Source organism: Acinetobacter sp. YH12046 (assembly GCF_013419905.1).
Taxonomy (GTDB): Bacteria; Pseudomonadota; Gammaproteobacteria; order Pseudomonadales; family Moraxellaceae; genus Acinetobacter.
In genome coordinates this window covers 15015-41319 of record NZ_VOZF01000008.1, presented here as the reverse complement: position 1 = coordinate 41319, position 26305 = coordinate 15015, and the positions used below count along the sequence as shown (strand labels likewise).

The 26305-nt window shown below is 43.0% G+C and carries 22 protein-coding genes and 1 pseudogene; 13 read left to right on the top strand and 10 right to left on the bottom strand.

What is annotated here, in order from left to right; genetic code table 11:
* Positions 1–51 precede the first annotated feature (51 nt).
* From benE to pcaD, 5 genes are all read left to right on the top strand, one after another.
* Positions 52–1272: a benzoate/H(+) symporter BenE gene (gene benE, locus FTU03_RS06960; protein ID WP_179992597.1), complete on the top strand. Its 1221-nt coding sequence runs from the start codon at positions 52–54 to the stop codon at positions 1270–1272.
* A 37-nt stretch (positions 1273–1309) separates the two neighbouring features.
* Positions 1310–1981: a 3-oxoacid CoA-transferase subunit A gene (locus FTU03_RS06955; protein WP_179992598.1), complete on the top strand. Its 672-nt coding sequence runs from the start codon at positions 1310–1312 to the stop codon at positions 1979–1981.
* 19 nt (positions 1982–2000) lie between these two features.
* Entirely contained in the window at positions 2001–2654 is a 654-nt protein-coding gene (locus FTU03_RS06950; RefSeq protein WP_179992599.1) for a 3-oxoacid CoA-transferase subunit B, read from the top strand.
* A 130-nt stretch (positions 2655–2784) separates the two neighbouring features.
* Complete coding sequence (gene pcaF / locus FTU03_RS06945; RefSeq protein WP_179992600.1) at positions 2785–3990, top strand: 3-oxoadipyl-CoA thiolase; 1206 nt, start codon at positions 2785–2787, stop codon at positions 3988–3990.
* A 97-nt stretch (positions 3991–4087) separates the two neighbouring features.
* Positions 4088–4867, top strand: coding sequence for a 3-oxoadipate enol-lactonase (pcaD, locus tag FTU03_RS06940; RefSeq protein WP_179992601.1), 780 nt, complete (start codon positions 4088–4090; stop codon positions 4865–4867).
* A gap of 56 nt (positions 4868–4923) precedes the next feature.
* On the opposite strand, the gene FTU03_RS06935 is transcribed toward pcaD, so the two are convergent.
* Complete coding sequence (locus FTU03_RS06935; RefSeq protein ID WP_179992602.1) at positions 4924–5811, bottom strand: DMT family transporter; 888 nt, start codon at positions 5809–5811, stop codon at positions 4924–4926.
* Positions 5812–6044: 233 nt separating this feature from the next.
* A complete protein-coding gene (locus tag FTU03_RS06930) occupies positions 6045–6503 on the bottom strand; it encodes a GNAT family N-acetyltransferase (protein ID WP_179992616.1) in 459 nt (152 codons plus the stop codon).
* A gap of 457 nt (positions 6504–6960) precedes the next feature.
* On the opposite strand from FTU03_RS06930, the gene FTU03_RS06925 reads away from it, so the two are divergent.
* A complete protein-coding gene (locus FTU03_RS06925) occupies positions 6961–8049 on the top strand; it encodes a putative zinc-binding metallopeptidase (protein ID WP_159122920.1) in 1089 nt (362 codons plus the stop codon).
* A 73-nt stretch (positions 8050–8122) separates the two neighbouring features.
* Here the strand turns inward: FTU03_RS06925 and FTU03_RS06920 are convergent, their stop codons facing one another.
* From FTU03_RS06920 to FTU03_RS06910, 3 genes are all read right to left on the bottom strand, one after another.
* On the bottom strand, positions 8123–9619 hold the full coding sequence (locus FTU03_RS06920) for a succinate CoA transferase (protein ID WP_179992603.1): 1497 nt from the start codon (positions 9617–9619) through the stop codon (positions 8123–8125).
* A 125-nt stretch (positions 9620–9744) separates the two neighbouring features.
* Positions 9745–10920, bottom strand: coding sequence for a thiolase family protein (locus FTU03_RS06915; RefSeq protein ID WP_179992617.1), 1176 nt, complete (start codon positions 10918–10920; stop codon positions 9745–9747).
* 78 nt (positions 10921–10998) lie between these two features.
* On the bottom strand, positions 10999–12780 hold the full coding sequence (locus FTU03_RS06910; RefSeq protein WP_179992604.1) for an acyl-CoA dehydrogenase C-terminal domain-containing protein: 1782 nt from the start codon (positions 12778–12780) through the stop codon (positions 10999–11001).
* A 563-nt stretch (positions 12781–13343) separates the two neighbouring features.
* On the opposite strand from FTU03_RS06910, the gene FTU03_RS06905 reads away from it, so the two are divergent.
* Positions 13344–13952 carry a TetR/AcrR family transcriptional regulator gene (locus FTU03_RS06905; RefSeq protein WP_005235816.1) on the top strand — a complete coding sequence of 203 codons (609 nt, stop codon included), beginning with the start codon at positions 13344–13346 and terminating at the stop codon, positions 13950–13952.
* Positions 13953–14005: 53 nt separating this feature from the next.
* Here the strand turns inward: FTU03_RS06905 and FTU03_RS06900 are convergent, their stop codons facing one another.
* The 4 genes from FTU03_RS06900 to cysK all read right to left on the bottom strand — a co-directional run bounded on the left by FTU03_RS06900 (position 14006) and on the right by cysK (position 18564).
* The gene (locus FTU03_RS06900; protein WP_125278609.1) at positions 14006–14203 is read right to left on the bottom strand and encodes a heavy-metal-associated domain-containing protein; all 198 of its coding nucleotides are present in this window, start codon (positions 14201–14203) and stop codon (positions 14006–14008) included.
* Positions 14204–14257: 54 nt separating this feature from the next.
* Complete coding sequence (cueR, locus tag FTU03_RS06895; protein ID WP_159122916.1) at positions 14258–14692, bottom strand: Cu(I)-responsive transcriptional regulator; 435 nt, start codon at positions 14690–14692, stop codon at positions 14258–14260.
* Positions 14692–17382, bottom strand: a complete 2691-nt coding sequence (locus tag FTU03_RS06890) for a heavy metal translocating P-type ATPase (protein ID WP_179992605.1) — start codon at positions 17380–17382, stop codon at positions 14692–14694. The genes cueR and FTU03_RS06890 overlap by 1 nt, the downstream gene beginning before the upstream one ends.
* Before the next feature lie 183 nt (positions 17383–17565).
* Positions 17566–18564 carry a cysteine synthase A gene (gene cysK, locus FTU03_RS06885; protein WP_004785600.1) on the bottom strand — a complete coding sequence of 333 codons (999 nt, stop codon included), beginning with the start codon at positions 18562–18564 and terminating at the stop codon, positions 17566–17568.
* A 291-nt stretch (positions 18565–18855) separates the two neighbouring features.
* Between cysK and FTU03_RS06880 the strand changes: the two genes are divergently transcribed.
* From FTU03_RS06880 to FTU03_RS06860, 5 genes are all read left to right on the top strand, one after another.
* Positions 18856–19176, top strand: a complete 321-nt coding sequence (locus FTU03_RS06880; protein ID WP_179992606.1) for a metalloregulator ArsR/SmtB family transcription factor — start codon at positions 18856–18858, stop codon at positions 19174–19176.
* 206 nt (positions 19177–19382) lie between these two features.
* The gene (locus FTU03_RS06875) at positions 19383–21131 is read left to right on the top strand and encodes a SulP family inorganic anion transporter (protein WP_179992607.1); all 1749 of its coding nucleotides are present in this window, start codon (positions 19383–19385) and stop codon (positions 21129–21131) included.
* A 313-nt stretch (positions 21132–21444) separates the two neighbouring features.
* Positions 21445–22641 carry a serine/threonine transporter SstT gene (sstT, locus tag FTU03_RS06870; RefSeq protein WP_004785593.1) on the top strand — a complete coding sequence of 399 codons (1197 nt, stop codon included), beginning with the start codon at positions 21445–21447 and terminating at the stop codon, positions 22639–22641.
* A gap of 42 nt (positions 22642–22683) precedes the next feature.
* Positions 22684–23358 carry a YoaK family protein gene (locus FTU03_RS06865; RefSeq protein ID WP_104426089.1) on the top strand — a complete coding sequence of 225 codons (675 nt, stop codon included), beginning with the start codon at positions 22684–22686 and terminating at the stop codon, positions 23356–23358.
* 15 nt (positions 23359–23373) lie between these two features.
* Positions 23374–23910, top strand: coding sequence for a DUF2058 domain-containing protein (locus FTU03_RS06860; RefSeq protein ID WP_104426088.1), 537 nt, complete (start codon positions 23374–23376; stop codon positions 23908–23910).
* Between the two features lie 196 nt (positions 23911–24106).
* On the opposite strand, the pseudogene FTU03_RS16305 reads toward FTU03_RS06860, so the two are convergent.
* Positions 24107–24434: pseudogene (locus tag FTU03_RS16305) on the bottom strand (hypothetical protein).
* 430 nt (positions 24435–24864) lie between these two features.
* Between FTU03_RS16305 and FTU03_RS06855 the strand changes: the two are divergent.
* Complete coding sequence (locus tag FTU03_RS06855) at positions 24865–26124, top strand: mechanosensitive ion channel family protein (RefSeq protein ID WP_125278616.1); 1260 nt, start codon at positions 24865–24867, stop codon at positions 26122–26124.
* Positions 26125–26305: the final 181 nt, after the last annotated feature.

Genomic DNA, 26305 nt, shown 5'->3' with positions numbered 1-26305 from the left:
CATCACGATTTTTGACAGGCTCATGGTTCGACGCAAGGAGGCACATTACCAATGAACACCCTGTTTCAGACATTAAAAAATGACTGGTCAATTTCAGCGACTGTTGCAGGATTTCTAGCAGTGCTGATTTCCTATTCAGGACCACTGATCATTTTTTTCCAGGCAGCGCAGCAAGCCCAGGTTTCCCCAGACATGATGATTTCATGGATTTGGGGAATTTCTATTGGTGCGGCGCTCGCAGGTATCTTTTTATCGATTAAATACAAAATACCTGTTGTCACCGCCTGGTCTGCGCCCGGAACGGCACTATTGGTCACGCTGTTTCCCGATATTTCGCTCAATGAAGCGGTTGCGGCCTATATCACCTCTGCTGTGGTGATTTTTCTCATTGGGATTACCGGTTATTTCGACAAATTGCTGTCCTGGATTCCCCAGGAAGTCGCTGCCGGAATGATGGCCGGAATTTTACTGCAGTTTGGTTTAGGACTGTTCACCGCGACCGATACCATGCCCTATATCGTCTTTGGCATGCTGGCGGTGTTTTTGCTGGCCAAGCGTTTCAGTCCACGTTATGCCATGGTCTGGGTGCTGGTTGCCGGTGTGATTTTAAGCATGCTGCTGGGCAAGATTAATCCGGTCACGGCAGATTTCAGTCTGGCAATTCCGCAATTTATTGCACCGGAATGGACTTGGAGTTCCACCCTGAATCTGGCCCTCCCGCTTATTCTGGTCAGTCTGTCGGGCCAGTTCTTACCAGGAATGGCCATTATCAAGATCAGTGGATATGACATGCCTGCCAAGCCAATTATCAGTGCAACCAGTATTGCCTCGCTCGCAGTAGCCTGTGTGGGGGGGATTACTATTGTATTGGCCTCTATTACGGCCGCATTGTGTTTAAGCAAAGACGCGCACGAGCTGAAAGAAAAGCGTTATATCGCGGGTGTGGCGAACGGGCTTTTTTATATTTTAGGCGGCCTGTTTGCCGGCAGCATTGTCATGCTGTTTAGCCTGATGCCGAAGGAATTAATTGCAGCTTTGGCAGGACTGGCCTTACTCGGAGCAATTGCCACTAACATCTCTATGGCGATGGGCAAAGAGTCGCAACGTGATGCCGCACTGATCACCTTTTTAGCAACTGCTTCCGGCATGCATTTCTTGGGGCTGAGTTCAGTCTTTTGGGGGATTTGTATTGGCCTGGTAGCACATTTTCTGCTGTCACAGAAAGACCGTAATGCTGTTCCGGTTGCAACATCAGATTCAAAACGAATTTAAAGACATCCATTAGTTTAGGGTATGTAAGGACCAGATTATGATAGATAAAAGTTCATTATCATTGAAAGAAGCACTTTCCCAGATCAAGGATGGTTCTACCATTATGATCGGCGGATTTGGGACAGCGGGTCAGCCTGCTGAACTGATTGATGGTCTGATCGAATTGGGAATCAAGGATCTTATTATTGTCAATAATAATGCTGGTAATGGCGACTATGGTCTGGCAAAACTGCTAAAGACTGGCGCAGTACGTAAAATCATCTGCTCTTTCCCGCGCCAGTCAGACTCATGGGTCTTTGACGAGCTGTACCGTGCCGGAAAAATCGAGCTGGAACTGGTGCCGCAAGGAAACCTGGCCTGCCGGATTCAGGCTGCAGGTATGGGGCTAGGGCCAATCTACACGCCTACCGGTTTTGGTACCTTGCTGGCGGAAGGCAAGCCAACCCTGAATTATGAAGGCAAAGAGTACGTTTTAGAAAATCCAATTAAAGCAGACTTTGCCCTGATCAAGGCGCATAAAGGCGATCGCTGGGGCAATCTGGTTTACCGTAAATCCGCACGTAACTTCGGCCCGATTATGGCGATGGCTGCGGATGTGACGATTGCTCAAGTTTCTGAAGTGGTTGAACTGGGTACACTGGATCCGGAACACATCATCACCCCGGGAATTTTTGTTCAACACGTTGTTCAAGTTAAACCTGCACAATAATTGGCATCGGAGATAAATAATGAGCTATAGCAAACTGACCCGTGACCAGATCGCTGAACGTGTGGCACAAGACATTCCTGATGGTACCTATGTCAACCTTGGTATTGGCCTGCCGACCAAGATTGCCAGCTATCTGCCTACAGACAAGGATGTTTTCCTGCATTCTGAAAATGGCTTGCTAGCTTTTGGCCCGCCACCTGCCAAAGGTGAAGAAGACCCTGAACTGATCAATGCCGGTAAAGAATTTGTGACCATGCTGACTGGCGGTGCTTTTTTCCATCATGGGGATTCTTTTGCGATGATGCGCGGCGGACACTTAGATATCGCAGTTTTGGGTGCTTTCCAAGTCGCTGAAAATGGTGACCTGGCCAACTGGCATACCGGTGCACCAGATGCAATTCCTGCTGTCGGTGGCGCGATGGATCTGGCCGTCGGCGCCAAGAAAGTCTTTATCACTACTGATCACGTCACTAAAAAAGGCGAACCTAAGATTGTGGCTGAACTGACTTATCCTGCGACTGGCCTGAAATGTGTGGACCGCATCTATACTGACCTGTGTGTAATTGATGTCACTCCTGAAGGCATGAAAGTCATTGAAAAAGTCGAAGGTCTGTCATTTGAAGAATTGCAGTCCATGACGGGTGCACCACTGATTGATGCGACACAGGGTTAATAATCCCTCCTAACCTCCCTGAGTGAGTTTTAAAGCACAGCTTTTAAAATTCAGCATAAGAAAGGGAGGAAAAGTCCCCCTTTGATAAAGGGGGATTTAGGGGGATTTAAAGGAACAAGGAATTTAATAAATGAAAAATGCATATATCATTGATGCCATTCGTACCCCATTCGGTCGCTATGCTGGTGGGCTGGCACCTGTTCGTGCTGATGATCTTGGCGCGATCCCGATTAAAGCCTTGATGGAACGCAACCCAAGTATCAACTGGGAAAAAGTTGATGACATTATCTACGGCTGTGCCAACCAGGCCGGTGAAGACAACCGCAACGTGGGTCGTATGTCAGCACTGCTTGCAAGTGTACCTTATCAAGTGCCAGCCACTACCATTAACCGTCTTTGCGGATCCTCCCTGGATGCAATAGCGATTGCGGCACGTGCCATTAAAGCCGGTGAAGCGAATCTGATTGTGGCTGGTGGTGTGGAATCCATGTCACGCGCCCCTTTTGTCATGGGTAAAGCAGAAACCGCTTATGGCCGTAGCCAGAAAATTGAAGACACCACCATGGGCTGGCGTTTTATCAACCCGAAACTGAAAGAACTGTATGGCGTGGAAACCATGCCGGAAACTGCTGAAAACGTGGCAGAACAGTTCAATATTAATCGTGAAGATCAAGACAAGTTTGCCCTGACCAGCCAGCAACGTACAGCAGCAGCACAAGCCAAAGGTTTCTTTAAAAATGAAATCGTGCCCGTGGTCATTCCTCAGCGTAAAGGCGAACCAGTTGTGGTAGATACTGATGAACATCCTCGTGCTTCTACAACACTGGAAGGATTAACTAAGTTAAAACCAGTCGTCAAAGCAGATGGTACGGTGACGGCAGGCAATGCTTCTGGCATTAACGATGGTGCAGCGGCACTCCTGATTGCATCCGATGAAGCCGTTCAACACTATAGTTTAAAACCACGTGCCAAAATTATTGGTTCAACGGTTGTCGGTGTAGAGCCACGCATTATGGGCTTTGGTCCGACACCTGCCATTAAAAAATTGCTTGTTCAAACGGGTTTAACTCTTGAGCAAATGGATGTGATTGAGCTGAATGAAGCCTTTGCCGCACAGGCACTGGCGGTAACCCGTGACTTAGGTCTTCCGGATGATGCCGCACATGTAAACCCGAATGGTGGTGCGATTGCCCTTGGTCATCCACTTGGTGCTTCCGGTGCCCGTCTGGTGACCACGGCCTTGAACCAGCTTGAACGGACTGGCGGGAAATATGCCCTCTGCTCTATGTGCATTGGCGTAGGCCAAGGTATCGCGCTGATTATTGAACGTGTTTAAAAAATCCCTCCTAACCTCCCTTTCTTGCACAAGGCTTAAGCAGTGCTTATGCCTTGTTCAGGGAGGAACTTTTAGAAGGAAATAAAAGGAATAACAAATGCCAATATTTACATCAAATGATGCCCAGATTAATTACCAGACTTTTGGGGATGCTAGCAAACCTGCATTGGTATTTTCCAATTCACTGGGCACCAAATACAGCATGTGGCAGCCACAGATTGCGCATTTCCAGCAAGATTATTACGTAATCTGCTATGACACCCGTGGTCATGGTGGTTCGGAAGCACCGCAAGGCCCGTATAGCCTGGAGCAGTTGGGTCAGGATATAGTGAATCTTCTGGATCATTTGAACATTGCAAAAGCAGCATTCTGTGGTATTTCTATGGGTGGCTTAACCGGTCAATGGTTAGCGATTCATAAGCCAGAACGTTTTAGCCAGGTGATTGTCTGCAATACTGCAGCCAAAATTGGCCAGGAACAGGCATGGCAAGACCGTGCTGCGCTTGTCCGTGAGCAAGGTCTTGCTCCGATTGCTGCAACTGCGGCATCACGCTGGTTTACCGATCCCTTTATCCAGAGCAACCCGGCAGTCGTTGCAGAACTTTCAAACGACCTCGGAGCTGGCAGCCCAGAAGGCTATGCAAACTGCTGTGAAGCTCTGGCTAAGGCGGATGTCCGCGAACAACTTAGTAGCATTCAAATCCCTGTGCTGATTATTGCGGGTCAGCAGGATCCGGTGACGACTGTTGCAGATGGACAGTTTATGCAGCAACGTATTGCGAATAGCCAGTTGTTTGAAATCAATGCTTCGCATATTTCCAATATTGAACAACCGGAAGCCTTTAATCAGGCAGTACAAACTTTTCTTGCTGCTTAATTCATTCTTATAAAAAAGCCACGATAATTCGTGGCTTTCTTTTATTCGAGTATTTGTTAAGCCCAGATCACTAGCATCGCTGCAATCACCACCAGCCCCAAGCCCCAATGTTCGGCACGCGCCAGTTTTTCTTTAAAGAAATAAGCGGAGATTAGCAGACTGAATAGGATTTCGATTTGTCCCAAGGTTTTCACGATTGGCACGCTCATCATACTCATGGCGGTAAACCAGCCAAGGGAGGCCATAAAGCTACAAAAACTGACTTTAAAAGTAAGCCCCAAACGTTGCCACATGGCAACTAAGGTTTTTCGGCTAAACAGACTGAGGTAAATCAGCATACTGATGCACTGGAAACCAATCACTGAAATCAGTACCCATGAAGCACGATGCACGGTTGGCAACATCGGTAGTTCCAGACTGGCTTCACGTACCAAGAGTGAAGTAATAGCAAAGCTCAAACCGCTGCCGATTCCGATGGCTAAAGTCTTGGTGGATAAGCCGGTCAGCTGATTGCCTTTACTAAGCAAAAACACAGCATAACCACCGATCAGCACCCCGATCCATGCCAGTACAGAAAGATGATCTGATAGAAAAATCACTCCGATAATGGCTGCCAGAATCGCTTCACTTTTTGCCAGTCCAACGCCAATCGCATAATTTTTCTGTTTAAACAGCTGCACCATCAAGGCGGTTGCCAGAATCTGGCTGATACCCGCAATCAGGATATAGATCCAGTACTTCGGGGTAAAATGCACCACACTTTCTACCGGTTTGAAGTGGTATAAAGCTGCAATGTAAAGCCCGGCCAACGGAAAGCCAAACAGGAAACGTGCCAGTGTCACGCCCCAAATATCGACAGTGGTACTGAGCTGTTTTTGAAAGGCATTTCGCCAAGCCTGCATAAATGCAGCCATTAAAGTAAAGAAAATCCAGCTGATTGCCATACCCTGATCATTAGTACCGTAAAAGTGAATTAATTCTATGCCTTAGTACAATCTATGACTAATTAAAAAAGAGATAATGGCTAATAGCTAAAAGTTTAATTTTCTAATTTAAAAATAATTAAAATTTATCAATTTGACAGGGATAAAATTGATTTCTCAGATTCCAACTATGCTAATAAATAAGAAAATAACTCCTGATCTTTGATTAACTTATAATAAACGGCTCTTCTATTTTAAGAGACTGAAGATGTTTCATCAGAATAAACTTTTTCCATTGGAATAAAGCGAATGCCATGTTCATGAGTAAGTTCACCTGTTTCTACAAAACCAAATTTTTTATAAATATTGAAGCCATATAAACTGGATTTGACTGTGATCCTTTGATGCCCTTGATTACAGATTTGTTCTTCTAAAAAATTCCACATTTGTCGTCCATATCCCTGCCCCTGATAAGCTGGATCCAGAAAAAAGTGCATGAAGTGTGCAGGTTCCATATAGGCCACCACGCCCACAATTTTTTGATTAATTTCTCCAACAAAATAATGAATATCAGCTCGATCAAAAATGGTCTGAAGAATTTCAGGTTGAAAACGCTTGCGTCCCTCTTCACTAGAAATCAAGACATCAACAAATGGGGCAATGACGTTCGCAATTGCTAGTGTGTCCTGAACAGTGGCTTTTCTTATCTTCATCATATTTTAATACCCCAAAAGCAGAACTATAAAATGAAAAATAATTTATTTTTCTGCACGATGTATGTTTTAACATTGAGGAAAATATATACCAATTAGGTCTTATGAAAAACGCTATTCAATCAATTTTTTTCAATAATTTTTGATCTCTAATTTTTTTATAGTTTGCATTATTCAGTTTTTTTAAATTGATACTCTCGTTTTTATTTAAGAAAAAAATACATAAGTCAGTTCATCGGTTTTTTTATTTCTGTCAGCTTTTCGTCTATAAACAGTCACTAAACTATAATTTAATGAATAATTGATCACACGCATTTTACAATTAATCAACATAGTGTTTTTTAAGAAATTTTTATGATGAATTTTTAAACAGGATAAAATTCCGCAATGCAATCTGAATATAAATTATAGAGTTTCAGTAATTCATTGTAATTCATTCATTTTGCAGGGAGTATCGATGAAGTATTTTGAATGTCCAGTTTGCGAACAGCAGATCTTTTTCGCCAAATTCGTATGTGATCACTGCCTTTCTCCTATCGGCTATATCGCATCCGAAAAAGAAATGACGACATTTAAAAAGCTGAATGCTCAGGAGTGGGTTCCCGTTGCCGAGAAGTATCAATATTCCCGTTATAAACCTTGTTATAACTATACCCATCATCAGGTATGTAACTGGATGATCCCCGTAGATGACGAGGAAGATTTTTGCGAATCCTGCCAGCTGACTCATGTAATTCCAAATCTGGAAAATGCCGAAAACATGATTTACTGGTATCGGCTTGAGGAAGCCAAACGCCGGTTTCTATATCTGACCCAACGTATGAACATTATGCCTCGTCCAAAACATTCGGATGATGATCCATTAGGTTTGCGTTTTGATTTTCTTCTTCCTGAAAAAGACAAGCCAGTACTTACCGGCCATGCCAATGGGGTGATTACCTTAAATGCCTTCGAGGCCGATGTGGTTTATCGGGAAACAACCCGGGTCAATATGGGTGAAAATTACAGGACATTATTAGGGCATTTTCGTCATGAAAGTGGGCATTTTTATTTTAATGTCATCCAGCATCTACATCCGGAATTACTCGATGAACTTCGCCATTATTTTGGAGATGAGCGGCAAAATTATAGTGAAGCACTAGAGAGGCACTATAATCAAGGTGCGCCTATCAACTGGCATGAAAAATATATTAGTCCCTATGCCACAGCCCATCCCTGGGAAGACTGGGCTGAAACCTGGTCACATTATCTGCATATCATGGAAACACTGGAAACTGCATTTTATGCCGGTCTACGCGTGGAAGGTAATGGCCGAAATCTAGCCAGTATGGACTTTAAAGAATGCCCGATTGGTGGACAGGATTTTGAACATATCCTGGAAAACTGGGTCACCCTGACTTTTAATTTGAATGCCTTAAACCGCAGTATGGGTCTGGAAGATGCTTACCCCTTTAAGCTGACTGAAGCTGTGAAAGATAAACTGCGTTTCATTCATCGGCATATCTTGGATAAAGTCTTTAATAACCCACGTCTGATTCAGAACTAAAATATTTATCTAGTACAATAAATAAAGCCCGTGATTCACAGGCTTTATTTTGGGCTTATTTTAAGAAAGAGAACTAAGCAATTTTCATTGAACCGGTTTCTTCAAACTGGGCATGCCAGGACAAAGCTTCATTTAACAAATGCGGTGTTTGCCCACCATGCGCACAGGCGCGCTCAAAGTAATCATTCAGACTTTTACGATAATCGGGATGAGCACAAATATCGATAATCTTGCGGGCACGTTCACGTGGTGCCAATCCGCGCAGATCGGCCAAACCTTGCTCTGTTACCAGAATATCCACGTCATGGTCAGTATGATCTGTATGGCTCACCAGTGGAACCACAGACGAAATCGCACCACCTTTGGCATAGGATTTAGTCACAAAAATCGCAATATGTGCATGACGGGTAAAATCACCTGAGCCGCCAATACCATTCATCATCTTGGTGCCAGCGACATGGGTTGAATTCACATTCCCGTAAATATCAAACTCCAGTGCGGTATTGATTGCAATTATACCCAGACGGCGAATCAGCTCAGGGTTGTTGGAAAGTTCTTGCGGGCGTAAGACAATTTTATCTTTGTACTGATCAAAATTCTTCATCACCCGTGCCGCACATTCATCGCTCAGGGTCATGGAACAACCAGAAGCAAAGGTCATTTTTCCTGAATCGATAAGCTGGAAAGTACAGTCTTGCAGGACTTCAGAATACATTTCCAGATGGTTGAAATTAGAATGTTCAAAACCTGCAAATACGGCATTTGCCACGGAACCTACTCCGGACTGCAGCGGCCCCAGATTTTCAGGTAATCGTCCTGCGGCGACTTCATTTTCAAAGAATTGAATTAAGTGGCTGGCAATCGCCAGTGTTTCTTCATCCGGCTCATCCATTGCGAAAGAAGTATCCGGAATCTCATTAATGACAATCGCAGCAATTTTTTCAGGTGCAACATGGATTCCGATTGTACCTATCTTGTCACTGGCTTGCGTCAAAGGAATCGGGCCACGGTTTGGACGGGTTTTAGGCAAATAAATATCATGTACGCCTTCTAGCACCGGATTAACTGTTGTATCAATTTCAACAATGACCCGATCTGCCATTTCGATGAAATTCGCCGAGTTTCCACAAGAACCGGTCGGAATAATCTGGCCATCTTCAGTAATGGCCGTTGCGGCAATTATAGCTACATTAATCGCCGGCAGGTTTTTATGACGGATATTGTCTGCCAGTTCAGAAAGATGCTGATCGATATACATCACTTCACCATTATTGATGGCCTGACGTAAAGAAGGATCAGCCTGATAAGGATAACGGCGGGTTATAACGTTAGCTTCATTCAGTTTCCCATCAATCCGGTTCCCCAGACTTGCACCTGTCGCCAAGGTAATATGGATCGGATGCTGCCGGGCATATTCAGCCAATGCCAAAGGCACAGTTTTCGCTTCACCGGCGCCGCCAAAACCGCTCAAACCAATTACATCACCATCTTGAATCAATTGTAGTGCTTTTTCTACAGGAACTACTTTATCTTGTAATGCGAGCAAACGAATACGCTCTAAACCGTTCATAAAAATTCTCAAAAATTAAAAATAAAGAGACACCTGCTCCTGGCGTACCAGAAGCATTGTGGTCTAATTCAAAAAATATTTAAGTTTGCTACTTTAAGCATATGATCATGCAATTATGAAAAGACTTAAATCAGTTCTACAGCAATCGCTGTTGCTTCCCCACCGCCAATACACAGTGCTGCAATGCCTTTCTTGCCACCAGTACGCTTTAAGGCATGAATCAAGCTCACAATAATTCGGGAACCGGAAGAACCTAGGGGATGACCAAGCGCACATGCCCCACCATTAACGTTCACTTTTGCTGGATCAAGTTTAAAAGCATCTATTGCTAACATGGTTACCATGGCAAAAGCTTCATTGATTTCCCAAAGGTCTACGTCCTGAGCATCCCAACCCGTTTTTTGCAAGACTTTTTCAATCGCGCCCACTGGTGCAATGGTGAATTCTGATGGATGCTGCGAATGGCTGGCATAGGCCACAATATTAGCCAGCGGCTTTAAGTTGCGCTGCGCGGCAATTTCACTAGAAGTCACAACCAGTGCCGAAGCACCATCAGAAATGGAGCTGGCATTTGCCGCAGTAATTGTTCCATCCTTTTTGAAAGCTGGACGTAAGGTTGGAATTTTGTCAGCCTTGGCATTTAAAGGCTGTTCATCCTGTTCTACCACGACATCGCCTTTACGGCTACTGACAGTGACCGGTACGATTTCATCTTTAAAGAAACCTTGCTGCACCGCGGTCACGGCTTTATTTAATGAGCCAATCGCATAGGCATCCTGCTGCTCACGGGTATAGCCCTTTTTATCTGCCATTTCCTGAGCAAGGATTCCCATCGACAGACCTGTTTCCGCATCTTCCAGACCTTCCTGGAACATATGGTCAATGACTTTTCCATGCCCCATACGGAATCCGGCCCGTGCCTTGTCCATTAAATAGGGTGCGTTTGACATCGATTCCATACCACCTGCAACCACAATCTCTGCTGAACCGGCCTTGATCGCATCTGCAGCTTGCATCACCGCTTTCATGCCTGAACCACAAATTTTATTGATCGTGGTCGCACCGGTTGAATCTGGCAAACCAGCCTGACGCATGGCCTGACGTGCCGGCCCCTGTTTTAAACCGGCTGGCAATACGCACCCCATGATCACTTCATCAATATCATTGGCTGCCAGACCTGCACGTGCCACCGCTTCCTTGATCACTACAGCACCCAAATCTGGTGCGGTACAGCTTGAAAGTGAGCCTTGAAAACCGCCCATCGCGGTACGTACAGCTTCTACAATTACAATCATTCTAATCTCATCCTTTAACATCATTGTTATCAACACTGTAAAGTGATAGCTCTACAGTGTTTGTCCTTCGCAATATTTGCGGGTTTAGGCTTGTGCAGTGAAATATTCTTCTGGCAATTGCATCACCGGCTCTGCACCTGCCTGAATGCGTTGAATTCTCGCACTTAAATCCGGAAGTACTTTAGCAATATAGTAATTAGCCAGTACCAGTTTATTCTGGAAATAGCTTTCTTCTTTGGTAGCCGCCGCTTTACTGATACGCGCATACATATAGACGAAGCTCAACAAACCTACAGCGTGCAGATAATCAACAGCAATCGAGTTGGCGAAATCAGGATTCTGCTGAGACTGCTCAACAATAAAATTGGTAATATCTTCCAGTTGCTGACAGGTATCTAAGGTTGCCTTTTTAATCGTTAAGGCATCATCTAGACTTTGGGCAAATTCACGGATTTCTGCAATATACTCTGCAATATATGCACCTTTACATTTCGTAGTTTTACGGCCAATCAGGTCAATTGCCTGCACCCCATTGGTCCCCTCATAGATCTGTGAAATGCGCAGGTCACGGATACATTGTTCCATGCCCCATTCACGGATATAGCCATGACCACCGAAGCACATTTGTGCTTCAAGTGCAGCATCCAGTGCTTTATCGGTGAGATAAGCTTTGGCAATAGGCGTTAATAAAGCCACACGATCGGTTGCTTTACGCACTGCCTCAGGATCAGTGGAATATTTGGTAATATCCAGCTGCTGGCCGACATAGACTGCGAAAGCACGAGAAGCTTCATTATTGGCACGCACATTCAGCAACATACGGCGTACATCACCATGTACCAGAATTGAATCGGCTGGTTTTTCTGGTGATTTAGCACCGGTTGATGCACGGCCCTGTAAACGGTCGGTCGCATATTGTGCGGCATTCTGATAAGCAAATTCTGCCGCGCCAATGCCTTGAATCCCCATCGACAAACGTTCGTAGTTCATCATCACGAACATGCCCGCCAGACCTTCATTTTCATTACCCACCATATAGCCTTTGGCACCATCAAAGTTCATGACACAGGTTGCCGAGCCTTTAATACCCATCTTATGTTCGATCGAACCGGCAGCGACCGCATTGCGCTCACCGAGTGAACCATCGGCATTAACCAGGAATTTAGGGACAATAAACAGAGAAATACCGCGTGAACCTGCTGGTGCGTTTGGGGTTTTGGCCAGTACCAGGTGAATGATATTTTCACTCAGATCATGCTCACCGCTAGTAATGAAGATTTTGGTCCCGGTAATGTTATATGAACCATCTTCGTTTGGTTCAGCCTTGGTTTTGATAATGCCCAGATCTGTCCCTGAATGCGGCTCAGTTAAACACATCGTGCCTGACCATTCACCCGTATAGAATTTTGGCAGATAGGTTTCTTTCTGTTCCTGCGAAGCACGGTCATTGATCGCCATGCCAGCCCCCACGGTTAACAGCGGGTAAAGCATGAAAGAGGGATTGGTACTCCAGATCATTTCATCAGCCAGTACAGTCAGCATTTTTGGCATGCCCTGACCGCCCCATTCTTCAGGCGCGCCCAGCCCCACCCAGCCACCTTCGGCAAACTGTTTGAAAGCTTCTTTAAAGCCTGCAGGTGTTTTGACTTCACCATTACTAAACTGAGCACCACCTTCTTCATCTGCAGGGCGGTTCAGATCAAGAATCACATTCTTGGAAAACTTGGCCATCTCCTCCAGAATTGCATTTGCAGTTGCCATATCTAAATGTGCAAGATTTTCATTATCTTGCCAAAATTGTTCGGCCTGAAACACATCATTTAAAATAAATTCCATGTCTTTTAGCGGCGCATTATAAATAGGCATTTTCATATTCCTTCACTGGTGATACTCAATTCTGTTACTGAGTATTTTTTCATTATGGATTCGAGAAAATATTTTGAGGATTTTTGCTCGAATCCATGCATGTCATTCAAAAATCATCATATCGAATTAATCTGGCGATGAATTCATTGACATAAATTAGCGATATAAAATTTAAAATCAAAAACTTTATACCTCTGGTATTTACTGAATCATTAAAACTTAAATCCATTGATGAATGAAAAATTTAAGCTGTTAAAATGACTCTGGCTTCACTTCGCTAAACCTTGTCTGGTCTGGGTTTAAAACGAAAATATGATTCAGCTTTATGCCCTAAAACCATAAATCAAATATATTGAAAATGGAATTTTATTTAGCAAAGTTGATCTCAAGGGTTCAATTTTCTTGACAATATTTTTAGCGCAGCTGTATATGACTTTTTTCTACAAGAAATGTTGAATAAATATACAAATTTAGATAAATATCACGACCTTAGTTTTATAGCTATACCTGTGAAAATAGCATATTCTTAGTAGGTTCCTTTTCTAAAATGATGAGTCAAGAAAATGACGACTGTAAGACAGCAGAACTTCCTTCTTCGTAAAGAGAAGATCCTGAGCATGGCAGAAAGTCTACTGCTTGATAATAATCAGGACATCACCTTGAGTGAACTTGCTGAAGAACTGGACATCGCCAAAGGAACCATCTACAAGCATTTTAAAAGCAAGAACCAGTTATATTTAGAACTCATCATTCTGAATGAAAAAAGAATTCTGGCAATTTCCGATAAATATAATAACGATATTAAAAATTATGTTTCGCAATATATGCTTTATCACATGCTCAATTCAAACCGGACTATTTTGCTGCATGTTATTGAAGAGCGTTTAACCAATAATGAAAAAAACCTGAAAGAGTTATTTCAGGAACTCTACCGTATTCGTGAAGAACGGATTATCCGCATTAAAGATATGACCCATGATTATCTGGTGTCTTTAGATAGTGCCATGTCAATCCGGGATTATTTATCTTATATCTGGACAGTCACTTATGGCGCTTCATTATTATTAAATTCGACCAGTTATCAAAAAGCGATTGGTTCACGTGAACGCCTGATTAAGCTATATATTAATCAGGCATTGATGACGCCAGATAAAATATCGGCAGTTTCATAAAAAATGCCTAATCATGATTAGGCATTTTAAAATTATTTTTTAAATGGCAAATATCAAGCCATAGTTTCAGGCGGAAAGCCATCTTCAGTTAATGCCGCGATAATCTCAGATTCGCTTGCACTCGATTCAACTTCCACCATTTTGCTGACTACATCAACATTGACTTTAGCATTTTCATCCAGCTCCTGAATGGTTGCAGTCACACTACGTGCACAACCACCACAAGTCATATTTTCAATACGGAATTTCATCTTGATCTCCCTTTGATCAGTTTAAATTTGGGTTAAGCGAATTTTAATTCAAGGCTATTGATCTGCTTTGATAGCCGTATGTGCAGTTTTCCCATGTGACACACCCTGCTCAATCTGTTTCAGAATCTGACAGTCAGATTGCTCATCTCCAGCACACTGTGCAACCGATTGCTGCAAAATTTTCATCATGTTTTGCATGTCCGCAATTTTCTGTTGCAGTAACTCGATATGCTTTTGCGCCAACTGTTTGACATCACTGCTGTGTCTGGCATCGTTCAGCCACAGGCCGAGCAATTCTTTCATCTGTTCAGAAGAAAAACCCAGTTCACGCGCATGCTGAATAAAACTTAAAGTCTTGATGTCATCGTCACTATAGATACGATAACCCGAATCGCTACGTTTAGGATTGGGTAATAAACCGATATCTTCATAATAACGGATCATTTTGGCCGAGATCCCGGAGCGTTTCGCGGCCTGTCCAATATTCATTACACTGCCTCCTTCAACTGGATCGGCTGATAAGTCTTTAAACGAAGCGCATTGCTGACCACAAAAACTGAGGATAATGCCATCGCGCCTGCTGCAAACATCGGTGATAACAAAATACCGAAGAATGGATACAACAGACCGGCAGCAATCGGAATCAAGGCAATATTATAGACAAAGGCCCAGAACAGGTTCTGTTTGATATTGCGCATGGTCGCCTGACTCAGGCCAATACCGGTTGCCACATGCTGTAAATTTCCAGACATCAGCACCACGTCTGCTGCTTCGATTGCGACATCCGTACCAGTTCCTATTGCCATTCCAACATCGGCCTGAGCCAAGGCAGGTGCATCATTAATCCCGTCACCGACAAAAGTGACGATGCCATGTTGCTGTTGGAGTTGGCGTACCGCATCGACTTTTTCATTAGGCAGAACTTCAGCAATGACATGATCAATCTTCAACTGTCTGGCAATGGCCTGTGCAGTATGCTGGTTATCACCGGTGATCATGGCAATCTTTAAGCCTTGATCATGTAAGGCCTGAATCGCACTATAGGTTGTGGCTTTAATCGGATCAGCCACAGCAATAATGGCAGCCAACTGCTGATCTATCGCGACATATAAAGGCGTGCGTCCCTGCTCGCCTAACTGTTGTGCTTTCTCTTTAAAAATATCGACACTTAAGCCCAATTGCTGCATCAGGCGTTCTGCGCCAATATGAATTTGCTGACCTGAAACTTGAGCTTTCACGCCTGCACCAGTGATTGAATCAAAATCACTGACTTCAGGTAGTTGCAACTGTTGTGCTTTCGCAGCTTCCACAATCGCATGAGCAATGGGATGTTCGGATTTGGCTTCCACTGCTGCGACCATTTGCAATACTATTTGCTGCTCAAAACCAGATGTCACTGCAAAATCGGTTAGGGCTGGTTTCCCTTCAGTTAAGGTTCCGGTTTTATCCACCGCCACAACTCTGGTTTGCTGCAAGAGTTGCAATGCTTCGCCTTTACGGAACAAGATACCCAGCTCTGCTGCCCGGCCGGTGCCGACCATAATAGATGTTGGCGTAGCCAGGCCCATTGCACAAGGACAGGCAATAATCAGTACTGCAACAGCATTGACCAGTGCATAAGTCAGATTCGGTTCAGGACCCAACAGGAACCAGACAATAAAAGTCAAAGTCGCGAGCAGCATCACAGCCGGTACAAACCATAAGGTCACTTTATCGACTGCCGCCTGAATGGGAAGTTTTGCGCCTTGTGCCTGTTCCACCATATGAATAATCTGAGCTAGAACTGAATCTTGTCCGACTGCTGTCGCCTTGATCTGCAAGGTGCCATTCTGATTTACCGTTCCGCCAATCACCCGATCTCCAGCCTGTTTAGCCACGGCTAAAGGTTCACCGCTGATCATCGCTTCATCGATATAACTTTGACCAGAAACGACTTCACCATCAACTGCGACTTTCTCACCCGGACGAATCTCGATCAGCATGCCCTGCTGTACATCAGCAATTTTCAGATCAACCCAGGTTCCATTTTGCTGTACTCGAGCAGTTTTTGGCTGCAAGCCAACCAGATATTGAATCGCTTCAGAGGTTTTACCTTTGGCTCGAGCTTCCAGATAACGTCCCAGTAAGATCAAGGCAACAATCACAGCCGCCGCTTCGAAATACACATGTACAGTGCTTTGCGGCAATAATTGCGGAAAGAAAGTGGAAATACAGGAAAATCCATAAGCGGCTATTGTTCCCACGGCAACCAGAGAATTCATATCGGGTGCCAGTCGCAACAATGCCGGAATCCCATGCTGATAAAACCGCCGTCCTGGAATCAGCAAAACCAGAGTCGTCAGTACAAACTGGATATACCAGCTGTTTTGGGTACCTAGCGTATGTGCAATCCAGTGATGAAAAGCCGGAATCAGATGTGAACCCATTTCCAGAATAAACACCGGAACAGCCAGAATTAGTGCTAACCATAAGTCACGTTTTAGCTGTTCAGTTTCAGCGGTTTTCTTTTCCTGAAATGCCGTCTGGGCATCGGTAGCCTGTGTATCTAATTTTTCATGGGCGTTATAGCCAGCTTTTTTGACAGCAGCAATTAAAGCTGGAAGCTGACTACGCGGCGCCTTGACCGAAGCTGTTTCAGTGGCGAGATTGACGTGTGCTTCACTTACCTGATCGACTTTTAATAAAGCCTTTTCTACACGTGCCACACAGGAGGCACAGGTCATTCCTTCAATAGCCAGTTCAATTCGGTCGGTTTGAATATCAAAGCCGGCCTTTTGTACCGCCTTAACCAGTTGGGAAACAGCGAGAGGACGAATTGCAGTGACGTGAGCTTTTTCGGTTGCCAGATTAACCTGCGCATCCAGTACCTGATCGACTTTTTTCAAGGCTTTTTCAACACGAGCTACACAAGAGGCACAGGTCATGCCTTCAATATTTAAATCAAACTGCTGGATCACGGCTTCAAAACCGATTTTATTGATAGCATTGACGAGTTGCGTTGCAGGAATAGGTTGTTCACTTTTTAAAAAAGCCTGTTCAGTGGAGAGATTGACGTTCGCTTCCACCACACCTTCAATTTTCTTTAAGGCTTTTTCCACACGTGCGACACAAGAGGCACAGGTCATTCCTGAAATCTGTACCTGCTGTTCGTACAACTGTGTGGTTGCTGGTTTATTCATTCTGCACTCTCCATTCACCCATTCACTGCCTATGCTATAGCTTAAACATTACCATAATGGGAAGGTCAAGCTTCTGGTTTAAATTCTTGATCTTTCATTATATGAAGGCATAAAGTCCAATAAAAAAGCCCAAAGATGACTTCAGGCTTTTTCGAGATTTAGTGAAACTAATTTGTTAAATATTTACTCAGCAGAAATATCTTCAAAAAGAATTGAAGATAAATAGCGCTCACCACCATCTGGCAGAATCACCACGATATTTTTGCCTGCATTTTCAGGACGTGCAGCCAGTTGCGCAGCTGCAGCCATTGCAGCACCACTTGAAATACCCACCAAGATGCCTTCTTGAGTCGCAGTTTTACGTGCCCATTCCACTGCATCGCTACTAGTAATGGCAATCACTTCATCTACCAGATCCAGATCCAGGTTCTTTGGAATAAAGTTCGCGCCAATACCCTGAATTTTATGTGGTCCTGGAGTGAGTGTCTCACCACGTTTTGCCTGACCAATAATGGCAGATTCAGCAGGCTCTACAGCAACTGAATAAATCGGCTTGTTTTTCACTTTTTCAAAAAAGCGTGAAATACCGGTAATCGTACCGCCTGTACCTACACCCGCTACCAGAATATCGACATTACCTCCAGTCGCTTCCCAGATTTCAGGACCGGTCGTCTCTTCATGGATTTTTGGGTTGGCCGGATTTTCAAACTGTTGTGGCAGGTAATACAGTTCAGGATTTTCATTCACCAGACGTTGTGCTTCTTCCACCGCGCCTTTCATGCCTTTGGCTGGATCTGTCAGTACTAAATTAGCACCTAATGCTTTCACCACTTTACGGCGTTCAATACTCATGCTGGATGGCATGGTTAAGGTAATATCATAGCCTTTAGCCGCTGCTACAAATGCCAGCGCAATACCGGTATTACCACTGGTTGGCTCAACAATGTGCATGCCCGGCTTCAATTTACCTGACTTTTCTGCATCAGCAATCAAGGCTGCGCCAATACGGCATTTCACCGAAAATGCCGGGTTACGGCTTTCAATTTTCGCAAGTACAGTCGCTCCGCCTGAAATGGCACGATTGATACGAACCAGAGGGGTATTACCAATTGCCTCTGCATTATTGCTATAAACCGCGATACCTAAATTGGCAGGTGTTGGAAAAGCTGAATCTGTAGTCATTAGAATATCCTTGATGTTATTCGCCAAGATGTATTTACATGATACAAGCATTTTCCGGCTTTGTAGATGCCTGAAACAAGATGGAATCACGATAGCAGTTTGAAATGAAACATCTTCTTTCTAAAAAACCGGAACACGATAAAATTATCTTATATTTTAATTAGTAAATTATAACTATTCTTGATAACACAATTCATTAAAAACCATAGTAATTCACGCTTTCTATCCATCAATTCATGCTGTTCGAGTCGTATAATTCGCGGGCTGTAATTGTATAAATGGACATAGTAAATGAAAACCGATCTTGAAATTGCCGCGATGCGGGATTCAGCTCAACAGGTTGTCGGTATTTTAAAGTTAATGGCCAATACGGACCGACTGCTCATTTTATGTCATCTCTCCCAAAATGAACTGAATGTCTCTCAAATTGAAGAGATTACCGAGATCAGACAGCCAACCCTGTCTCAGCAGCTCATGATTTTGCGTAAAAGCGATGCGGTAAATACCCGTCGAGACGGTAAACAGATCTATTATTCGATCAAAGACCAGAACCTGGTAGAAATGTTAAAAAAGCTTTATCAAATCTACTGTGTAAATCAAGCAGTCGCTTAAAGCTGCAATTTACCTCATTCGTCCTGTTTTATTTTAAAGCGATCTGCCTGATTTAAATTTTCTCTACTGAGAGTTTTAAGTCTTTTGCCTTGATCCTTTGTCCTCTCATTCATTTTTTAAAATGTGAATGATCACCTATTTATATCCTAAGACTTCTTAGCAGAATTTGTGCATAATATATCTATATTTGTGATTTAGACCTGTATATGCCAAATTTTAAGTCTAGACTGCTCAATAGACTCCCTGCCTGGTCATGGTTAAGTCAGTACAGCCCAGTGAAATTAAAATCAGATGTACTGGCTGCCCTGATTGTCGTCGCGATGCTGGTACCCCAAGGGATGGCCTATGCCATGCTGGCAGGTTTGCCACCGATTATGGGACTCTATGCCAGTATTCTACCAATGATCATTTATGCCTTATTGGGCGGCAGTACGACCTTATCGATTGGACCAGTAGCCATCATTTCCATGATGACCTTTGCCACACTGAATCCTTTATTTGAAGTAGGTTCTCCGGTCTATATTGAAGCGGCAACTTTATTGGCATTGATGGTCGGCATTATTTCCCTGCTTTTGGGCCTGTTCCGTTTTGGCTTTTTGATTCAGCTGATCAGCCATCCAGTCATTCAGAGTTTTATTATTGCTTCGGCTCTATTGATTGCTTTTGGACAGTTCAAATTTCTGGTGGATTTGCCTTTAAAAGCCAATAATATTCCCGAGCTGGTGAAAAGCCTGGTTGAATATTTGCCACTTTTGCATCTTCCGAGCCTGATCTTTGGCCTGCTTTCTATCGGCCTACTGGTTTATCTGCCAAAACTATTAAAATCTCAAGCGATACAAAGTCGGATCGGTTCGACTGATTTTCTGGTTCGAGCAGTTCCACTGATTCTGGTTTTTCTCGGTATTGCTGCCGTTCTGTTTTTGGATTTAAAAGTTCAAGGCATTAAAACGGTCGGAGAAATTCCTTCAGGCTTTCCGCCCTTGTCTTTCCCGCACTGGAACTGGGAACTGGTGATGACCTTATTACCGGGTGCCAGCATGATTGCCATGATCAGCTTTGTAGAATCTCTCTCTATTGCTCAGGCAACGGCGCTACAGCAGCGTAGCAATTTAAACAGTAACCAAGAATTAATTGCGCTCGGTGTAGCCAATATCAGTGCCGGAATCAGCTCCGCCTTTCCTGTAACCGGCAGCCTGTCACGTACGGTGGTTAATGCTGACGCTGGTGCCAAAACACCTTTGGCTGGCGTATTGTCTTCTTTATTGATTGTCGTGGTTAGTCTGTTTTTTACCAGCTTCTTTGAGGATCTGCCGCTGACCATTCTGGCTGCAACCATTATTGTGTCTATCTGGAAACTGGTCAATTTCCAGCCTTTCGTCGATGCCTGGCGTTATTCCAAAGCTGATGGCATTGCCATGTGGATTACTTTTTTTGGTGTGGTATTACTGGATATTACTACCGGTCTAATCGTCGGGATTATTTCGACCTTTATTCTTATGCTATGGCGCATCAGCCGCCCTCATATTGCAGTCGTGGGTCTGGTCGAAGGCACCCAGCATTTCCGGAATATCCAGCGTCATCAGGTGATGACTTCTGATCGGGTTCTATCTCTGCGTATTGATGAAAACCTAAGTTTTTTAAATGCGCATACTCTTAAAGGTTATCTGATTAATCAGTTAAGTTTAAATGACAAGTTAGAGCATGTGATTTTGAACTGCTCTAGTATTAGTGCCATTGACTTGAGTGCTTTGGAAACGCTGGAAGAGCTCAATGCTGAATTATCCAAACTGAATATTCGCCTGCACTTTGCAGAAGTGAAAGGCCCGGTATTCGACCGCTTGCAAGCCTCCAAACTCATGACACATTTGAGTGGCCGGATTTATCTAACCCATTTTCAGGCAATTCAGGATCTGGCTCCGGAAATCTTCGAGAAGCCTCAACATTATATGATTTAAGATTTTTTAATTCGTTGTATGATAGACATGCTGTCATGCAACGAATTGAACTGAAACATAACTGGAAATGATTGATTTAAATTCTATATTCATTTAAAAAATAAAGATTAAAAACCAATCAGTAAATCTGGCTATTTCTAAGAATTTTGTATGGAAATAATACGATCAAGATAAAAAACCATCTTAATTATTTATTAATTTTCAGTCACTTAAATATTATCTAAAAATATATTTTAAGCGATCCTTAATTTAAGTATAAAATAACGCAAATTTTTTTCGCATTTAGCCCTCGTAATTTTCACAAGGCAACCTTATGTTTTCTGCCCTATCGCGTCTGAGTTTAGTCTCCCGAATCATCATCGCCATTATTCTAGGCGTTGGTGTGGCTCTGTTATTTCCTGAAGCTGCACCTTCCTTAAGCCTGTTGGGTGATCTGTTTATTAAGGCACTAAAATCCGTCGCGCCAGTTCTGGTTTTCATTCTGGTTCTTGCATCAATTGCAAATTTCCAGGTTGGCCAGACCAATTCAACGATAAGACCTATTATGCTGATGTATGCTGTCGGCATGTTCCTGGCAGCATTAAGCGCTGTGATCGCCAGTATTTTATTTCCAAGCACATTGTTCCTGGATATTGCAGCGCAAGGTGATTTACAGCCGCCAGGCAGCCTAGGTGAAATTCTCAAAAATTTGGTGCTGAGCTTTGTAGCGAACCCGGTGGTTGCCATTGCTGAAGCGAATTTTATTGGAATTCTGGCATGGTCAATTGCGTTAGGAATTGCCTTCCGTCATGCATCACACACAACTAAAACCTGTTTAAATGACGCTGCCAATGCAATCAATTATGTAATTCGTCTGGTGATCAGCTTTGCGCCAGTGGGTATTTTTGGTCTGGTTGCCGTGACTTTTGCTGAAGCGGGCCTAGATACCTTGACCAGCTATGCGCATTTATTAGCTGTTCTGCTGGGTACCATGGTATTTGTAGCCTTGGTGATTAACCCGTTAATGGTCGGTTTCATTACCCGTCGTAATCCGTATCCACTGGTCTTTACCTGCTTACGTGAAAGTGGCATTACCGCGTTCTTTACCCGCAGTTCTGCTGCCAATATTCCGGTAAACCTGGACTTGGCAAAACGCTTAGGTGTGAAAGAGACTACTTCAAGCGTAGCAATTCCTTTAGGTGCAGCAATTAACATGGCCGGTGCATCAGTGACGATTACCGTGTTGTCTTTAGCTGCAGTAAATACTTTAGGTGTTAATGTTGACTTCACTACTATGCTAATTCTTTCTATCGTAGCGACTGTGTCTGCGTGTGGTGCTTCAGGTGTGGCTGGTGGTTCACTATTGCTAATTCCCGTGGCTTGTGGCCTGTTCGGGATTTCTTCAGATATCGCAATGCAAGTGGTGGCAATTGGTATGGTGATCAGTGTATTGCAGGACTCTACCGAGACTGCACTCAACTCATCTACCGATGTTTTATTTACAACAGCAGTAGACCGCGCTACAGATTGATTTTATATTGAAGAATCAAGATGTTTTTCTAATGATATTGCCATGCCATTACAGCGTTTACCATCGTGGGTTCAATTGGGTGCATTCTTCCTTGCGGTAAATGCCGGAATGATTAATGTATTAGGACTGGTGACCGTGTTGCATCAGTCCGTTTCACATATGACCGGTAACGTCAGTATGCTGGCGATGGCGCTGCTGGACTGGCAACCACGCCAGATTTTGTATCTGATTCTGGTTACGCTCTGTTATGTGATTGGCTCGATGTATAGCGGGCTGATTTTAGGAAATAGTCACTTTCGCTTGGGACGCCTGTATGGTTATCCTTTAAGCCTGGTGGCTTTTTTTATATTCATTTGCTGGCTGTTATTGCCCTATTTCCCGCGTTATGCCTTGTTATGGGCCTGTGTCGCGATGGGTGTACAAAATGCCATGGTCAGCCACTATAAAGGTGCGATTATCCGGACCACCCATTTGTCTGGTGTACTGACCGATTTAGGTCTGGCTATGGGCTATCGCCTGCGTGGTCTGGTAGTAGAATCCCGTAAAGTGATCCTGCATATGCTGATTCTGGCCGGCTTTTTGGTGGGTGGCATACTTGCCAGCTGGATTTATCCTTATTTAAAATTAAATGCATTCCTGGTCCCTACAGTGTTAAGCCTGCTGCTTAGCCTGACCTATTGGGTGATCTATTTACGTTATCGACATCAACACGACTAATTTCTGGAAATTCTCATGGTTAAAAATGCATTACAGGCACAATTGTTAAAGGCAGGCTTGGTCGATAATAAAAAAGCCAAAAAACTGTCTAAACAGGCTGTACATGAAAAACGCACAGGTGACAGTAAAGAAGCCGAAATCAAGGCCAAGATTGAGCAGGACAAACAGGAAAAGCTGGCTAAAGACCAAGCCATTGAACAGGCGAAAAAAGCCCAGTTGCAGGAAAAAGAACTCAAAGCTGCCATCATGCAGATGATTAACCAGCATAAAATCCGCGATACGGATGGCGAAATTAGTTATCAGTTTATTGATGACAGCAAGATCAAGAAAGTTTATATCAACCAGCAGATTTATAATGCACTGGTCGCTGGCAGTCTGGTGATTGCACGTGAAAATGAGAGTTATGCCTTCCTGCCTAAAGCTCTGGCGGATCGCATCAATTCAAAAATGGAAGGCTTTATCATCGTGAATAATTCAGAGAAAAATGAAGAAACTACTGATGAAGAAGATCCATATGCAGCTTATGTGATTCCTGATGATTTAATGTGGTAAACACATTTTCCTTAAAAGAAAAGCATAAATAAAAAAACCGGCATACTTGCCGGTTTTTTTAATCTGTTTCATTAAGTCTATGTCAGCTTGTCTTTTGCATATTCTTGTTTTAATAGATAGCAAATTTCACTCAATTCAAATCCTATGTGGAAACTTCAGATTTCATATAACAGGCTTTAAATGAAAGCGCTAATAACTAAAATTTAGTCTGTAAATATTCAATAAATCCCTCAATTTTCTTAATCACGTATAAGCAGATATGCAAAGGACTCACGTTATTTTGCTGAGCTTTTTCTACCCTATACTTTGCTCTTTCTAAGAGTGCTATTACATAATGTATAGAGCTTTTAAGAATTTTTTCGTATCTTTTTTTGAATACAAGTAACAATCAATTTTTTCAAAAGATTCATCATTAACCACTATCTCTAATATAGTGTTATTAATTTCATGGCTTATTGATTGCTCAATATGTTCCAGTTCATAGGAATGTAAGCTTGTGCTATAACTATTTGAAGATTTTTCATTTTTAATGATTAAGATTATATGATTTTAATCCTAGCACTATCCCCTAAAAAAAGTAAGTATATAAAATGTAAAATAAACATTAAGTTATGTTGAACTAACATAATAAACGCTATACCAAATTCTTTAATTCACTCTGACCTTTTTTAATTTTTTAAAGTTTAAAAAGAAGCATAGGAATACCAAGTTAGGCTGTTCTATCGATTTTTCACATTTCCTAGCCATTAACCAATCAATTTTCATTGATCTATTCAATCTGAATTAACCTCAAGGAAAAAAATACTGTTCCGATAAAATAAAAACAAATGCCTGAATAGTGATTAAGTTTGCAGCCTCTAAGAAAGATATGTTTTAAAAGGTTATCCAAGATTAAAAAATTGCGTTTAAACCTATAAACTCTAACAAATTTTTTGAGTTAAAGAGAAAGATCAGTTGGAACAGTTTAATTTTATTCAGAATATTCGAGATTGGGCCGATCAGTACCCATGGCTGGAAATGTTATCTTCACTGAGTATTGTGATTTTACTGGCCATCCTTGCCAATGTGTTTGCCAAACAGATTGTCGTACGCGGTATTCGTCAACTGATTTCCAAAATGCCCTTTGCCAATAATCAGATTTTTGCTGAACATAGTGTGATTCGCCGGATTTCCAATATTGTTCCGGCAATCGTGATCATGAACGGGATTACCACTGTCCCGCATTTATCCGATAAGGTGCAAACCTTTGTGCAAATGGGTGCTCAGGCGTTTATTTTCCTGACCATTGCTCTGGCACTCGGTGAGTTACTGAATATCTTTAACCTGATTTATCAGCGTAATCCCAAGTCACGCAACAAGCCGATTAAAGGTTATTTACAGCTGGTCAAGCTGATCATCTTCATTGTTTGTGGCTTGATGATTTTAGGCACTTTCCTGAAAAAAGATGTATTCACCTTGCTCGCTGGCTTTGGTGCGATGGCCGCTGTCCTGATGCTGGTCTTTCAAAATACGATTCTGTCACTGGTGGCTTCGGTTCAGATTTCATCTTATGACATGGTACGTATTGGTGACTGGATTGAAATGCCGACCCTAAATGCCGATGGTGATGTCATTGATATGTCATTACATACAGTGACTGTGCAGAACTTTGACAAGACTGTGACCACGATTCCGACCAATAAACTGGTGACTGATACCTTTAAAAACTGGCGCGGCATGCAGGAAGCGGGTGCCCGCCGGATCAAACGTTCAATTCATATTGATCAAACCAGCGTACATTTCATGACGGCTGAAGAACAGAACAAGCTGAAAAATTTTATCCTGCTGGATCAATATCTGAATACCAAATCAGAAGAACTAGAGAAGTTTAACCAGCAGCTCCAGCATCATTCACAATACAACCAGCGCCGTCTGACCAATTTAGGAACGTTCCGCGCTTATCTGGAATTTTATCTGCAACAGCATCCGGGTATTGCCAAAGATTTCTCATTGATGGTGCGTCAGTTACAACCGACCAGCGAAGGTTTGCCACTGGAAATTTATGCTTTCACCAATACGACGGTTTGGGCAGAGTATGAGAATATCCAGTCAGATATCATGGACCATATTCTGGCGATTATTCCGGAATTTGGATTGAAAGTTTATCAGGCGCCTTCTGGAAGTGATTTTAAAGAATCTTTTAACGCGAGTTCTTCATCTCCGATTATCACTTAAACTAACCTCTTAACTTAAGCCCGACATAATCTCTATTTCGGGCTTTTTTATTCTCAGTATTTAAAACGATTTCAAGCTCTTATTTTTAGTTTTCATATCAGCTGGCATAAATCTGGCATGAGTTTCTGCTCTGCAACCTAAAGTTTGATTTAGTTAAACATTTGTGGCAATTTCACTCAAA